Annotated in this window: 12 protein-coding genes; 9 read left to right on the top strand and 3 right to left on the bottom strand. The window is 38.8% G+C overall.

The genetic code is table 11. The features are described 5' to 3' along the window. Nucleotides 1-7: 7 nt before the first annotated feature. Both fabF and ACOKFG_RS02210 read right to left on the bottom strand, forming a co-directional pair. The gene (gene fabF, locus ACOKFG_RS02205) at nt 8-1,258 is read right to left on the bottom strand and encodes a beta-ketoacyl-ACP synthase II (protein WP_298792481.1); all 1,251 of its coding nucleotides are present in this window, start codon (nt 1,256-1,258) and stop codon (nt 8-10) included. A gap of 101 nt (nt 1,259-1,359) precedes the next feature. Continuing rightward, nucleotides 1,360-1,593 carry an acyl carrier protein gene (locus tag ACOKFG_RS02210; protein WP_009778413.1) on the bottom strand — a complete coding sequence of 78 codons (234 nt, stop codon included), beginning with the start codon at nt 1,591-1,593 and terminating at the stop codon, nt 1,360-1,362. 159 nt (nt 1,594-1,752) lie between these two features. On the opposite strand from ACOKFG_RS02210, the gene ACOKFG_RS02215 reads away from it, so the two are divergent. The 4 genes from ACOKFG_RS02215 (at nt 1,753) to ACOKFG_RS02230 (ending at nt 5,918) form a co-directional block, all read left to right on the top strand. Continuing rightward, the gene (locus ACOKFG_RS02215; RefSeq protein ID WP_298792482.1) at nt 1,753-2,316 is read left to right on the top strand and encodes a phosphoribosylglycinamide formyltransferase; all 564 of its coding nucleotides are present in this window, start codon (nt 1,753-1,755) and stop codon (nt 2,314-2,316) included. A gap of 1 nt (nt 2,317) precedes the next feature. Further along, nucleotides 2,318-2,953: a ribonuclease H family protein gene (locus tag ACOKFG_RS02220; protein WP_298792483.1), complete on the top strand. Its 636-nt coding sequence runs from the start codon at nt 2,318-2,320 to the stop codon at nt 2,951-2,953. A 96-nt stretch (nt 2,954-3,049) separates the two neighbouring features. After that, nucleotides 3,050-3,976 (top strand): PfkB family carbohydrate kinase, encoded by a 927-nt coding sequence (locus tag ACOKFG_RS02225; protein WP_299170743.1) that lies wholly within the window; start codon nt 3,050-3,052, stop codon nt 3,974-3,976. 43 nt (nt 3,977-4,019) lie between these two features. Continuing rightward, the gene (locus ACOKFG_RS02230; protein ID WP_422861778.1) at nt 4,020-5,918 is read left to right on the top strand and encodes an amidophosphoribosyltransferase; all 1,899 of its coding nucleotides are present in this window, start codon (nt 4,020-4,022) and stop codon (nt 5,916-5,918) included. A gap of 664 nt (nt 5,919-6,582) precedes the next feature. Here ACOKFG_RS02230 and ACOKFG_RS02235 read toward each other — a convergent pair. Then, on the bottom strand, nt 6,583-7,191 hold the full coding sequence (locus ACOKFG_RS02235) for a superoxide dismutase (protein WP_422861779.1): 609 nt from the start codon (nt 7,189-7,191) through the stop codon (nt 6,583-6,585). Nucleotides 7,192-7,307: 116 nt separating this feature from the next. Here ACOKFG_RS02235 and ACOKFG_RS02240 point away from each other — a divergent pair, with 116 nt between their 5' ends. The 5 genes from ACOKFG_RS02240 (at nt 7,308) to ACOKFG_RS02260 (ending at nt 15,900) form a co-directional block, all read left to right on the top strand. Further along, nucleotides 7,308-9,422, top strand: a complete 2,115-nt coding sequence (locus ACOKFG_RS02240; protein WP_422861780.1) for a UvrD-helicase domain-containing protein — start codon at nt 7,308-7,310, stop codon at nt 9,420-9,422. Then, the gene (locus ACOKFG_RS02245; RefSeq protein WP_422861781.1) at nt 9,392-10,426 is read left to right on the top strand and encodes a 3'-5' exonuclease; all 1,035 of its coding nucleotides are present in this window, start codon (nt 9,392-9,394) and stop codon (nt 10,424-10,426) included. The genes ACOKFG_RS02240 and ACOKFG_RS02245 overlap by 31 nt, the downstream gene beginning before the upstream one ends. A 9-nt stretch (nt 10,427-10,435) precedes the next feature. Continuing rightward, nucleotides 10,436-11,638 (top strand): glycine C-acetyltransferase, encoded by a 1,203-nt coding sequence (kbl, locus tag ACOKFG_RS02250; RefSeq protein ID WP_298792491.1) that lies wholly within the window; start codon nt 10,436-10,438, stop codon nt 11,636-11,638. 104 nt (nt 11,639-11,742) lie between these two features. After that, nucleotides 11,743-13,101 (top strand): OmpA family protein, encoded by a 1,359-nt coding sequence (locus ACOKFG_RS02255; protein ID WP_298792493.1) that lies wholly within the window; start codon nt 11,743-11,745, stop codon nt 13,099-13,101. A 69-nt stretch (nt 13,102-13,170) separates the two neighbouring features. Then, nucleotides 13,171-15,900, top strand: coding sequence for a PD-(D/E)XK nuclease family protein (locus ACOKFG_RS02260; RefSeq protein WP_299487231.1), 2,730 nt, complete (start codon nt 13,171-13,173; stop codon nt 15,898-15,900). The last annotated feature ends 1 nt before the right edge of the window (nt 15,901 follow it).

A 15,901-nucleotide genomic window follows, 5' to 3' on the forward strand; every position in this document is an offset into this window, starting at 1 on the left:
TACAAAACTACCCTATTTTTCTAAATAGAACACATGCGTTATGACCGCCAAACCCAAAGGTGTTGCTCATGGCCACATTCACTTCTCGCTCTTGCGCCTTGTTAAGCGTAAGGTTTAAAGTAGAGTCTATATTCTCATCTACAACGCTGTGGTTAATAGTTGGGGGCACCAAACTGTGTTCCATTGCTAATATTGAGGCAATCGCCTCAATAGCGCCTGCTGCACCTAATAAGTGCCCAGTCATGGATTTGGTTGAATTGATGTTGATATTTGGGGCGTGAGCTCCAAATACCTTGGATATTGCCTTTAATTCCGCTACGTCACCGAGTGGCGTAGAGGTTCCATGTGTATTTATCGCGTCCACATCTTCAGGATTCAGACCTGCATTCTGCAAACAGTTTTCCATTACTTTAACCACTCCTATCCCTTCGGGATGCGGCGCGGTCATATGGTGGGCATCACTGGAAAGGCCTCCGCCCAAAACTTCAGCATATATTTTTGCTCCACGTGCTTTTGCATGCTCGTATTCTTCAAGAATAAGTGCTCCAGCGCCTTCTCCTAAAACAAAACCGTCCCTAGTAGCATCAAAAGGTCTTGATGCAGATTCTGGACTATCATTTCTGGTAGATAACGCATGCATGGCATTAAATCCACCCATACCAGCAATGGTAACGGCAGCTTCACTTCCACCAGTTACAATTACATCACAATGCCCAAGTCTAATATAGTTAAGGGCATCTATCATGGCATTTGCCGAAGATGCACAGGCAGATACTGTAGTATAGTTGGGGCCCATAAATCCATGTTTAATGGATATGTTTCCCGGTGCTATATCTGCAATCATTTTTGGGATAAAGAAAGGATTGAACCTTGGTGTTCCATCACCACCGGCATACCCGATCATTTCATTTTGAAAGGTTTCAAGCCCTCCAATTCCAGCTCCCCAAACAACGCCAACCCGGAACTTGTCAACTTTTTCTAAGTCTAGACCCGAGTTTATTATCGCCTCATCTGAAGAAACCAAGGCATATTGGGCGAACCTGTCCAGCTTCCTGGCTTCTTTTCTATCAAAAAAGTCTTGAGGCTCATAGCCTTTGAGTTCACAAGCAAACTTGGTCTTAAACTTTTCGGTATCGAAGTACGTAATGGGAGCGCAACCGCTCTTCCCATTCTTAAGTCCTTCCCAATAAGCCTCTAAATTGTTACCAATAGGTGTAAGTGCGCCCATTCCGGTAACCACTACTCGCTTTAACTGCATTGAACTATTTTTTACCCTTTAGAACCTAAATTATAAAAAAATTATCCATGTGATGATCATCACATGGATAATTTATAATCTTTAGTAAAATATCATATATATTACTTCGCTTCTTCTATATAGCTAATGGCTTGACCAACAGTTGCAATGTTTTCTGCTTGATCATCAGGGATTTGAATATCGAATTCTTTCTCAAACTCCATGATAAGCTCAACAGTATCCAAGGAATCCGCCCCTAAATCGTTGGTAAAGCTAGCCTCGGCTACTACTTCATTTTCATCTACACCTAGTTTATCAACGATGATAGCCTTTACTCTTGATGCAATGTCTGACATAATTATATCGGTTTTAAAAATTTAATCGGGGCAAAAATATAAAACTTTGGATTAAATACACCATTTGTCGATAAAATGTGCCTCAAATTAAACATCTTAGGTCCTAGTATATTACTTTAGCCTTGAAAAATCAGATTTAAATTGAATCAATTTTATTGAATGAAACGCATAGTAATCTTAGCCTCTGGCAGTGGTTCAAATGCCGAGAATATTGCTTCGTATTTTAAAGGAAGTAGTACTGTGGAAATTACGGCAATACTTACCAACAAAAAGAACGCCAAGGTTTTGGAGCGTGCCGATAGACTTGGCATTGCTGCTTTCTACTTTAATAGAGAAGCGTTTTCAAATGGTGAAAGTCTTGTAGAAATCCTTAAAAGTCTAAAACCTGACTTAATAGTATTGGCCGGGTTTTTATGGAAAATACCTTCTTCATTAATTTCTGCTTTCCCCAATAAGATGATTAACATTCACCCTGCATTATTGCCTAAATATGGTGGAAAAGGCATGTACGGTATGAAAGTGCACCAAGCCGTAAAAGAAAATTCTGAGCCCGAAACTGGCATCACAATTCATTATGTAAATGAGAATTATGATGAAGGTGCCATAATATTTCAGGCCAAAACTGCTGTCAAAACTTCCGATAGTGCGCATGACATTGCGGAAAAAGTGCATCAATTAGAATATGAACATTTTCCTAAAGTGATTGAAAAACTCTTGAAATAACATGGGTGCCAAAAAAAAGTTTTATGTAGTCTGGAAGGGCAAACACCCCGGCATTTACGAGACATGGGATGACTGCAAAGCACAAATTGAAGGTTTCAAAGGAGCTCAATACAAATCTTTCCCAGAATTCAAAGAAGCGAAAAAAGCCTTCAACGGTAATTATTTGGAGTACAAAGGAAAATCCAAAAAGAAAAAAGAACTGTCACCAGAAGCGCTTTTAAAAATTGGACAACCCAATTACACTTCGATTTCGGTAGATGCCGCCTCTAGTGGTAACCCTGGCAAAATGGAATATCAAGGAGTAGACACGAAATCAAAAAAAGTTCTTTTTAAGCAGGGACCTTTTGAACAAGGAACTAATAATATCGGAGAATTTTTGGCACTGGTTCATGGTCTTGCTTTTTTAAAGAGTAAAAACAGTAATCGTATTATTTACTCCGATTCCAGGATTGCGATTGGCTGGGTCCGTAAGAAAAAGTGTGGCACCAAATTGAAAAAGAATGCCAAAAATGCCAAGGTTTTTGAACTTATCGATAGAGCAGAAGACTGGCTCAAAAAAAACCGTTTTAACACCCCTATTGTGAAATGGGAGACTGGTGCTTGGGGAGAAATTCCTGCTGATTTTGGAAGAAAATAAGCCCAATGAACCTTGTTTTATCTCCTTTGTCTTAAAAAGACTTACAGTTGCTTTAAATGGTATTGCTAAAGTGTATATTTGCAACAAATTTCAGGAATGGGCAAATTGTTGATTGTTGGAAGTGTGGCCTTTGATGACATTGAGACACCTTTTGGCAAGAGCGATAAAATATTAGGCGGAGCAGGAACCTTTATAGGTTTGGCGGCCTCACAGTACAATTTAGAATCAGCAGTGGTTTCTGTAGTAGGTGATGATTTCCCAGAACGCTACATTGACCTTCTTGCCGAACGAAATATAGATGTTTCAGGAATTGAGATTGTAAAAGGAGGAAAGACCTTTTATTGGAAAGGAAGGTACCACAACGACCTAAACTCAAGGGATACTTTAATTACCGAACTAAATACCCTGGCCGATTTTAATCCTATTGTTCCCAATGGTTTTAAAGATGCCGACGTTGTCATGCTTGGTAATCTCCATCCGAATATTCAAATGGGTGTAATCGATCAAATGAAAGAACGACCAAAGCTCATTATTCTGGATACCATGAATTTTTGGATGGACAATACTTGGGATGAATTGGTAAAGGTCATCGAGCGAATAGATGTAATTACCATAAATGACGAAGAAGCACGGCAAATGACCAATGAATATTCCTTGGTCAAGGCTGCTGCCAAAATCCAAGAGATGGGTCCTAAATATGTGGTAATAAAAAAAGGGGAGCATGGTGCTCTCTTGTTTCATAAAGATCATATATTCTTTGCTCCGGCATTACCTCTGGAAGAGGTTTTTGACCCAACCGGTGCGGGTGATACCTTTGCTGGTGGATTTGCAGGGTATTTGACAGAGACCAAAAATATTTCGTTTGAAAGCATGAAAAATGCTATTATACATGGTTCCAACCTGGCATCTTTCTGTGTAGAAAAATTTGGCACAGAACGAATGCTGACACTGGAAAAGCAAGAAGTGGATAACCGCTTATTGCAATTTAAAGAATTGACACAATTCAATATAGAGTTAACATAAATACCTGCCCTGATATATCGGGGCTTTTTTATTTTGGTTTGTTATGAGTGATGCGATTAAGCACGAATGCGGAATATCACTGATCCGTTTGCTTAAACCTCTTGAATACTACAAGGAAAAGTACGGTACAGCTTTTTATGGCGTAAATAAAATGTACCTGATGATGGAAAAGCAGCACAACCGAGGTCAGGATGGTGCTGGTTTTGCAAGCATCAAAATCGATATGAATGCCGGGGAGCGGTACATGAGCAGGGTGCGGTCAGCCAAGCAACAGCCCATTCAGGATATTTTTGCCCAAATCAATGATCGTATCAACACGGCGTTCATGGAGAATCCTGAATATGAAAATGATGTTGCTCTGCAAAAAAAGCATATCCCGTATATAGGGGAACTGCTTATGGGCCATGTAAGATATGGTACGTTTGGGAAAAATAGTATTGAGAGTGTTCATCCATTTTTACGTCAGAACAATTGGATGCACCGTAATCTTATCGTTGCTGGGAACTTTAATCTAACCAATGTCCACGAGCTTTTTGATAATTTGGTGAACCTAGGCCAGCACCCTAAAGAATTGGCGGATACCGTGACCGTAATGGAAAAAATTGGTCATTTTCTGGATGACGCCGTTGCCAAACTCTATAAACAGATCAAAAAAGAAGGTTATAATAAAAGAGAAGCTTCACCATTGATTGCGGAACGATTGAATGTCGCAAAAATTCTGAGAAAATCCTCCAAAAATTGGGATGGTGGTTATACTATGGCTGGTTTATTGGGGCATGGCGACGCTTTCGTTGTAAGAGACCCGGCAGGTATACGTCCAGCCTACTACTATAAAGATGATGAAATAGTTGTGGTGGCTTCTGAGCGCCCAGCCATTCAAACCGTATTCAATGTGCACTATGAAGATGTCCAGGAATTAGACCCAGGGCACGCTTTGATCATAAAGAAAAATGGAGGTACCCTCTTAGAGCAAATCAAAGAACCTGTGGAACGCAAGGCCTGTTCTTTTGAGCGCATCTATTTTTCAAGAGGAAGTGACAAAGAGATTTATCAAGAAAGAAAGTTACTGGGCAAACTTGTATTTCCACAAATTTTGAAATCCATTGATGGAAATTTGAGCAATACGGTTTTCTCATATATCCCGAATACCGCCGAGACTTCTTTCTTTGGAATGGTAAAGGAAGCACAGAATTATCTGAACAAACTTAAGGAGGAACAAATTTTGGCGCTTGGTCCAAATATTACTGGTGAGGAACTACATCGGATTTTAGATGTACGTCCACGTATTGAAAAAGTAGCCATTAAAGATGCTAAGCTTAGAACGTTCATTACCCAAGACAGCAGCAGAGATGATCTTGTGACCCATGTCTATGACATTTCATATGGATCGGTCGAAGAAAATGATAACTTGGTCATTATAGACGACAGTATTGTAAGAGGGACTACCTTAAAAAAGAGTATTCTTAAAATTCTTGACCGACTCTCTCCTAAAAAAATCATAGTAGTTTCTTCCGCTCCACAGATTAGGTATCCAGATTGCTATGGAATAGATATGGCCAAACTGGAGGATTTTGTAGCTTTTAAAGCTGCCCAAGCTTTGCACGAAGAACATGGAACTACTCACATTATAAAGGAGATCTACGAAAAGTGCCTTACGCAAACCGAAACTGATGATGCAGAAGTGGTCAACTACGTAAAGGAATTTTATAAGCCCTTCACTGCTGATCAGATATCCAAGAAAATCGCTCAGATTTTGAGTCCCGAAGACATTAAGGCAGAAGTTGATATCATTTATCAAAGCATTGAAAGTTTGCATGAAGCTTGTCCTAAAAACCTTGGTGACTGGTATTTTACTGGCAACTATCCAACACCTGGAGGTAATCGGGTCGTCAATAGAGCTTTCATTAACTTTTATGAAGGTAAAAATCAAAGGGCCTATTAAGGAATCTCTTTAAGAGGAAAATCAATAGTGCATTTCATCGATGAAATAAGCAGGTTGTCGGCTTTTTGTACAATAGGCAAATGTCGCGCCTACTTTAGTATTGCCATAGCATAAGTAGGTTAAGTTCATGGTAAGATTTGGGGCAAAAAAGGTGGAAGCTATTCCACCTTTTTTATTTTAAAGTAATCCCACTTCGTCCTCTCGTAATCCTTTTCTTTAATATTAGTACTCCCCTCCGTCAAGGTTGGCAATTCAACCAAATAAAAGGGGTTTCGTCTAAAAGCTTTTCAAATAACCTAGGCCTTGGCGTACATTTGGAGGACCATAGCATAAGTAGGTTAAGTTCATGGTAAGATTTGGGGAAAGAAGGCGGAGGCAACTCCGCCTTCTTTATGTTTGACTCCCAACCATTTATCAAATTTCCACTATCAATATCCACTTTACATTTGCTCTTAAAAGCAAAAATTTCCTCAAAAACTTTTGTTATTTCTCACAATACCAGTAATTTAGTTTTGCCATAGCATAAGTAGGTTAAGTTTATGGTAAGATTTGGGACGAAAAGGGTGAGGGCTTCCTCGCCCTTTTCTATTATATAAGTTTTATAAAACAAAAAGGCCGGGCTCCAAATGGAGCCCGGCCTTTTATACTATCAATTGGTGATTAACTATTTATTGGAAGCGTAGTTATCGGAAACTTTGTCCCAGTTGATTACATTAAAGAAAGCAGAAACATAGTCAGGCCTTCTGTTCTGATAATTCAAATAGTAAGCATGTTCCCATACATCCAACCCTAAAATTGGGTGACCAGTGCACCCTATTCCTGGCATAATTGGGTTATCCTGATTTGGAGTGGAGCAAATCTCTAACTTTCCACCTTTGTGAACACACAACCAAGCCCATCCTGATCCAAATCTTGTTCCGGCAGCGGCGCTAAATTGTTCCTTGAATGCATCAAAGGAGCCAAAAGCTTCGTCTATCGCTGCGGCCAAATCCCCGCTAGGGGCTCCGCCGCCATTTGGAGACATCACTTCCCAAAACAGGCAGTGATTATAAAATCCTCCTCCATTATTTCGAACGGCGCCATTGGACATATCCAAACCAGAAAGAATGTCCATAATCCCTTTTCCTTCTAGGTCGGTCCCTGCAATTGCTCCATTAAGTTTAGTGGTATATCCGTTATGATGCTTTGTATGGTGTATTTCCATAGTTCTAGCATCTATATGTGGCTCCAAAGCATCATATGCATAGGGCAATTTTGGTAATTCAAAAGCCATAATTATTTTGTTTTTAAGTTATTAATCGTTCTGTAAAAATACGCTTTTAAGCCATATATTCCTTCAAATACTTATTAAGTTCAGCAAGGTAATCCGTAATTTGCCAGAAAAACTTTTTGGAGGTTTCCAACTTTAAAATATACAATGCTTCTGCAGGTTCTGGAAAGACATATACCTTATCCAAAGCTTACCTGAAATTGCTATTGTCAGATGGTTCGCCTGCAAAGTTCAGACAGATTCTTGCCATAACCTTTACGAATAAGGCCGTTGCTGAAATGAAGAGTCGTATTCTTCAAAGTCTACATGACTTTAGCCAGATAGGTGGTTTCGAAAACCGAAGTAGTTTATTCCATGACCTGTGCAAAGAGTTGTCAATTGAACCAGCCCTACTTAAACAGCGCGCCAAGTTGGTGCTTAAAAGAATTTTACATAATTATTCGTTTTTTGAGATTTCTACCATTGACAAGTTCAATCACAAAATCATAAAAACCTTCGCTCGAGACCTTCAGTTGGCGCAGAATTTTGAAGTGGAATTGGACACGGAACTTTTGCTCGAGCAGGCAGTCGGGCAATTACTTGAAAGAGCAGGAAGTGACCAAGAACTCACCAACGTCTTAATTGCTTTTTCTCTTGAAAAAATTGACGATGACAAAAGCTGGAGCATTAATTATGATCTTGTTGAAATTGGAAAATTGCTCTTTCAGGAAAATCACTCCTCGCACATCAATAAATTGCGTTCAAAATCCATCAGTGAACTAAAGGATGTTCAAAAGAATATTCTTGAGCAAATCCAACAAATTGAAAAAAATACAGTTGAAAGGGCGACAGCCGTTCTTGGCGAAATTCAAAATTTAGGCTTTGCTCCTGAAGATTTTCCAAGACAAACATTGCCAAACCATTTTAAAAAGATTGCCGACAAGGAATTCAATATAAGAACGCTTTACAGTAATAAACTTGAACAAAACCTAAAAGAAGGTAAAATTTTAAAATCCAGCGATTCAAGAGATTCCGCTGAACTATCCAAATCGACCCTTTTTGGATATCTAGAAATTAAGAAAAGTCTATATCATCGCGCCTATCTCAAAAATATTTACGGGAATATTGTACCGTTGACTGTGCTAAATGAAATAGCAAAAGAGATAAAAAACATTGAGCTTGAACGAGACATTATTCCTATTTCAGCAATGAACGTCCTCCTTTCAAATGAGATAAAAAATCAACCCGTGCCCTTTATTTATGAAAGACTTGGAGAAAAATATCGCCATTATTTTATTGACGAGTTCCAGGACACCTCACAAATGCAATGGGAAAATCTGATTCCATTAATTGGCAACGCACTTGAAAGTGAGAACGAAAAAAAAGAGTACGGTACGCTTTTTTTGGTAGGAGATGTAAAGCAAGCCATTTATCGCTGGCGAGGCGGCAAGGCCGAACAGTTTTTGGACTTATTGAATCAAAAAGAACATCCTTTTGCTGTGCGACCAAATGTTAGTTCGTTGGACACAAATTGGAGGAGTCACAGCGAAATTGTCAAATTCAACAACAGCTTTTTTACATCGATAGCGCCCTTTCTAAAAAATCCAGACTATCAAAATCTGTTTTTGAAAAGCGGACAGCAAAACGCTAACAACAAAGAGGGGGGGTATGTTGAATTGTCGTTCATTGATTACACAGCAGAGAATAAATTGGAGGAATATTGCTCGCAAGTTCTGAATGCCATAGAAGAGGTGAAGTCCAAAAACTATACCTATTCGGACATCTGCATATTGGTGAGAAAAAACGACCATGGAATGCTTTTAGCCAATTTTCTTTCTGAAAACAACATTCCCATAGTATCCTCTGAATCCTTATTGCTAAAAAATAGTGATGTTGTTTCTTTTCTCATATCCATATTGAGGGTTATCGAGAATGAAATGGACAAGGAAGCTACCTATGAAGTGCTTGTGTTTTTGGGAAAGGATGCATCCAATATGCATGACTTCATTGGCCAATACATCAACAATGTAAAGGATATCCTTTCTGAGAATTACCAGTTTGATATTCATCGCATGAAAAGTCAACCGGTTTTGACCATTCTTGAAGCTGCGATTATTCAGTTTGATTTGGCGCAAATAGCCACTGCACATATCAATTTTTTAATGGATGAAGTATTGGAAGTTGAAAAAAGGCATGGCCCTGGAGTGCATTACTTTTTAAAACATTGGGAGCAAAAAAAGAAAGCCTTTCGCTAACCGCTCCTGAAGCCATGAATGCCGTAAAAATCATGACCGTTCATAAAGCCAAGGGATTGGAATTTCCGATTGTGATATTTCCGTTTGCCAATATGTTGATTGATGATAAACGCAAAAAGAAAAAATCTTGGGTAACCAAAACAAATGAAGAGGAAGATTTACATCTGGACGAATTTTTGGTCAATAACAATAAAGACATGTTGGAGTTTAACGAAAGAACTTCTTCAACTTATTTGGAAGAGGTGTCCAAAACAGAACTAGATGCTGCCAACGTACTTTATGTTGCGTTGACCCGCGCAGAAAAAGGAATGTACATTATTTCAGAAACCACACGAAGCACTCAACCCATTGAAAATGCAAGTTCCTATTCGGATTTATTTCAGCACTATTTGAAGGCGCATGGGGTTTCAGAGAACTCAAATGGAGCGTACACTTTTGGAGCACTTTTGGAGCAGGATTCCAATGCTTCATCCACTGCCCTAAAAAACCTTCCCATTCCATATACCACGAGGCAAAAAAATGAAAAAGGTTTTGTCATTTCAACAAAGTCCAGTGCATTGTGGGATGATGAGAAGAGAGAGGCAATTGAAGCCGGAAATTTGATTCATTTTGCAATGAGTTTGGTCAACTTTGTAGATGATGTTCCAAGTATTCTTGAAAAATTAAAATCGGAAGGACATGTTACCGAAAATCAAACGACCAACGTCTCAAACAAAATGGAGGCTATCGTAAAGCACCCTAGTTTAAAGCAATATTATTCATCTGACTGTAAAGTCATGAACGAACAGGAAATCCTAACTATAGAAGGCAAATCCATGAGACCGGATAGATTGGTGATTTTGAATAATGAGATTACAATTATTGATTATAAATCAGGAAAACCTAGCTATACACATAAGGAGCAGATTTTATCTTATTCCAAAGTCTTACAAGACATGGATTTCATCATAAAAGACACGATAATTGTCTACATTGAACCCGAAATAAAACCCCTTTTTCTTTAAACAAATACTATGTACGGAAAAATCAAAGAACATCTCGCACAAGAACTTCAGGCCATTCAAGAGGCTGGTCTGTTTAAAAAAGAACGGATTATTACCTCGCCCCAAGACGCAGTCATTAAAATTTCAACGGGACAGGAGGTCATTAATTTTTGTGCAAACAATTATCTGGGGCTTTCGTCACATCCAAAGGTAATCAGAGCAGCCAAAGATGCATTGGACTCCCATGGTTTTGGAATGTCATCCGTTCGATTTATATGCGGTACCCAGGATATCCACAAAGAATTGGAGCAAAAAATTGCGAAATTTTATGGGACAGAGGACACCATACTCTATGCAGCAGCTTTTGATGCCAATGGTGGGGTATTTGAACCTCTTTTGACAGCTGAAGACGCCATAATCTCCGATTCGTTGAATCACGCCTCGATCATAGATGGTGTAAGACTTTGCAAGGCAAAAAGGTATCGTTATGCCAATAATGACATGGACGACTTGGAAAAACAGTTGAAACAAAGCAAAGAAGATGGTGCTCGTTTCAGCATAATTGTTACCGATGGTGTATTTTCCATGGATGGTCTTTTAGCTCCTCTTGATAAAATTTGTGATTTAGCAGATCAATATGATGCCCTGGTTATGATTGATGAATGCCATTCCGCAGGATTCATAGGTGAAACAGGAAGGGGCACTTTGGAGGAGAAGGGAGTGATGGACCGTATTGACATCATTACCGGCACCCTAGGGAAAGCACTTGGTGGGGCAATGGGTGGATATACCACTGGAAAAAAGGAAATCATAGAAATGCTTCGTCAACGATCTCGTCCATATTTATTTTCCAACTCCTTAGCTCCAGCAATTGTTGGTGCTTCTATAAAAGTGTTTGAAATGCTGGACTCGGATACTTCACTTCGTGACAAACTTCAGCAAAACACAGAATATTTTAAAAAAGGAATGAAAAAAGCAGGTTTCGATATCATCGATGGAGATTCCGCAATCGTTCCAGTAATGTTGTACGATGCCAAGCTTTCGCAACAAATGGCCGATTTACTTTTGGAAGAAGGTATTTATGTCATCGGGTTCTTTTATCCAGTGGTACCAAAGGGTAAAGCTCGCATCAGGGTACAGCTATCAGCTGCCCATGAAAAACACCATTTAGACCAAGCTATAAACGCCTTTATCAAGGTAGGTAAAGTCCTCAAAATCGTTGAAATGCAATAAAAATCCCATGTAATGCACCAAAAAAAAAGAAAAATTGATTTTGTTAATAAGTCTTAACAACTTACATTTGCTGCTGATAAACACTTAAACTTAAAATTTTGAGCATGAAACATCTTAGCAAATTATTAGTTGTTGCCCTTGTTTTTGTGGGTTTTAACAATATACAAGCGCAAGACGAGAATAATCCATGGCAAGTTAGTTTCGGGGTAAACGCGATTGACTTTTATCCTACAAATGATGCTGACAACATTGCCTCAAGTACTACTTTATTTGATGAGTACTTCAATGTTTCTGATCACTGGAACATTTTGCCTTCTGTTTCTTACGTAGCCGTATCCAAGTACATTGGTGACGGTTTCTCTTTTGGAGCAAGAGGTTCTTTGAACAGGATAGAAAACAATGGAGATTTGTCTGTTGACGATCTTTCTCACTACGCTGTAGATGGTACTTTAAAGTACAACTTCCTTAAAAATACTACTATAGATCCTTTCGCTGAGATAGGTGGTGGTTATACTTGGGTTGATGAAATCGGTGCAGGTACCGTTAATGGAGGTATCGGTGTTAACATCTGGTTCTCAGAAAACATCGGTCTTACATTACAGACCCAATACAAGCATGCTTTCGAAGACTTCTTGATGCAACACTTCCAGCACATGGCTGGTATCAGTATCAAATTTGGTGGAACTGATACCGATGGTGACGGAATCTATGACAAAGACGATGCTTGTCCAGAGGTTGCTGGTTTGGAAGCTTTCAATGGTTGTCCTGATGCTGATGGTGATGGTATTGAAGACAGCAAAGATAGCTGCCCTAACGAAGCTGGTTCTAAAGAAATGAATGGTTGTCCTGATGCTGACGGTGACGGTATTGCCGATAAAGATGATGCATGTCCTAGCGAAGCTGGTATTGCTGCATTGAACGGTTGTCCTGATGCTGACGGTGACGGTGTAGCTGACAAAGATGATCAGTGTCCTAACGAAGCTGGTCCTGCTGAGAACAACGGATGCCCTTGGCCTGATGCTGATGGTGACAGTGTTCTTGACAAAGACGATCAGTGTCCTCAAGTAGCTGGTACTGTTGCCAACAACGGATGTCCAGAAGTAACTGAAGAAGTTCAAAAACAATTGAACGACTACGCTAGAACAATCTTGTTCGATACAGGTAGATCTTCTATCAAAGCTGAGTCTACTTCAGTAATGGTTGATATCATCCAAATCTTGAATGAGTATCCTAACGCTAAGTTTACTGTTGAAGGTCACACTGACAGCGTAGGTAGCGCTAAATTGAACCAGTCGCTTTCTGAAAAAAGAGCTAACGCGGTAAGAGATTTCTTGATTGACAAAGGAATCGGTGCTGCAAGATTGACTGCCATCGGTTACGGTGAAGACAAGCCAATCGCTACCAACAATACAAGAGCTGGTAGAACTCAAAACAGAAGAGTTGAAATCAACTTGATAAAATAATTAGAAAACAAACTGTTTTCTTTTCAAAAAAAGGCTCTGCAAATGCAGAGCCTTTTTTATTTTTAGTCCATGCATCAGCAGAGTTTTCTAGAATACGTATTGGATGATCTGAAAAAGAAGGAAATGCAAATTGAGCATTGCACCTTCATACTTCCAAGTAAACGCTCTGGAACCTTTTTAAAAAAATATATTTCCGAAAGGATTTCCAAAAACATTTTCGCACCAAAAATTTTGTCCATAGAAGACTTTATAGCAGATATTGCTGGTCTTTCTACCACTACTTCCATTGACTTATTACTGATTCTCTTTAAATCATATAAGCAGACCAAACTCAAAACTCACGACGACTTTAATTCCTTTTTAAAATGGGGTCAAACTTTAATCCAAGATTTCAATGAGATAGATCGCTATCTTATCCCAGCACATGATATCCTAAATTACCTTTCGGCCATTAAAGACATAAGTCACTGGTCCTTAAAACAAGAAAAAACCGAATTAGTCCAAAACTATTTAGCGTTGTGGAATCAATTGGAATCCCTTTATAATACGTTTACCACATCACTTTTACAACAGAACAAAGGATATCAGGGCTTGGTTTATAAAACGGCAGTGAAGCATTTAGACAGCTATACCGTAAATCGTGAAGATGGACCCCTTGTTTTTATTGGATTCAATGCACTTAATACAGCTGAATCCAGAATAATTCAACACCTACTGGAACAACCAAACACGGAAATCTATTGGGATATTGATTCACACTTTCTTGATGATAAAATCCATGATGCCGGGCTATTCATTCGAGATTATCAAAATGAATGGCCTTTTTACAAGCAAAACAAATTGCAAGGTGTTCACAATGATTTTTTATCATCAAAAAACATAACGATTACCGGAGTTCCTAAAAGTGCATCCCAAGCCAAATATGTGGGGAACCTGGTGGATGTTCAAACAAGCGAGATACATGAAGGGATTAAGAAAACGGCCCTCGTACTAGCTGATGAAGCTTTGCTCAACCCAATTCTAAAAGCCATTCCTTCCCACATAGAAGAAGCCAACATAACCATGGGGCTTCCACTAAACAATACAGTTCTTTATTCCTTTTTTGCTTCCTTTCTTGAACTCAGTATTGCACATTCCGATAAAGGTTGGTTTTATAACGATGTTCTTCAATTTGTTTCCAATCCATATTGTAAAAGTCTTGCACAATCCAAAGAATTCTCTTTTTTACAAAATCTGGATACCGACATCAAGAAAAACAATTGGATATACCTTAATCCTGCAATTATTTTAAAACATTATCCTTCGGCAGATAAGATTGACCTAGCATTCCCGGAGAAAACGATTTCTCCTTCACAATGGATTGATAATTGCTTGGCTCTGATCCAACTGTTGAAGTCCCATTTTCAAACCATGGACAACGCCATGGAGCTTGAATATTTGTACCGTTTCTATTCCCTATTCAATCAGCTACATTCCCAGCTGTCCGAAGTCGATTTTATAAAAGACTTAAAAACCCTAAGAAGCTTTTTCAAACAGTTAACGGCCAGTGAAACATTGGATTTTATAGGGGAACCTCTTTCTGGGCTTCAAATAATGGGAATGCTGGAAAGTAGAAATCTAGATTTTGAGACCGTAATAATAACCTCCGTCAATGAAGGTATTCTTCCCTCTGGAAAGTCAAACAACTCTTTTATTCCCTTCGATGTAAAGCGAGAATATGGCCTTCCGACCTATAAAGAAAAAGATGCCATTTATACCTACCATTTCTATCGTCTGATACAAAGAGCTAAGAACATTCATATCATTTATAACACAGAGCCCGATGTTCTGGAAGGAGGTGAAAAAAGTAGATTGATTTCTCAATTGCTTACTGATGATGCAATTTCTAAATATGTATCCCACCAAATAGCATCCCCCGAGGTCAAAATTAAACCCTCGAAGCAAATAGAAATAACCAAAACTCCCCTGCTTCAATCGGACATCAAAAACTTGGCCCAGAATGGGTTCTCACCAACTTCATTGACCAATTATATTAGAAATCCCATAGATTTTTATAAAAGAAATATTCTAAGAATAAACGATATCCAGGAGGTAGAGGAAAATATCGCAGCCAACACCTTTGGGACTATTATACATGATAGCCTTGAGCAGCTTTACAATCCGTATCTAGGACAATTCTTGACTGTTGAAAGACTTTCTGAAACCATTCAATCTGTTCCGAAAGTGGTCCGACAACATTTCAAAAAGCTATTGCCTGGGGCGAACCTGGAAAAGGGTAAGTTTCTTTTGGTTTTTAATGTGCTTGTAAAATATCTAGAAAAATTCATAGAACTGGAGAAGGGAATGTTGTCAAGACATCAGATTCGCATCTTGGAACTGGAAAAAAAGCATTCGATTGAATTGCATATTAAAGGATTGCCATATCCCATCAAACTTAAGGGAACCATTGATCGTGTTGATGAAGTCGACGGTGTAACAAGAATTGTAGATTATAAAACCGGAAGGGTAGATCCAAAAAACGTGAAAATTCCTCACTGGGATGAATTGATTGCGGATTATGACAAAAGCAAAGCTTTTCAATTACTTTGCTATGCGCTACTTTTTACTAAAGAAAAGAATGTGCAAAATCTGAACGCGGGTATTTATTCCTTTAAAAATCTTGGTCAGGGGTTTTTACCCTTTACCTCTGAAGGCACTTTGATAACCCCTGAAACTCTTGACAATTTTAAAACGTATTTGGAAAAACTCATTTTGGAAATCTGTAATCCAAACATTCCATTCACCGAAAAGGAACTCTAGT

This window comes from Flagellimonas rhodophyticola (assembly GCF_049332665.1).
Taxonomy (GTDB): domain Bacteria; phylum Bacteroidota; class Bacteroidia; order Flavobacteriales; family Flavobacteriaceae; genus Flagellimonas.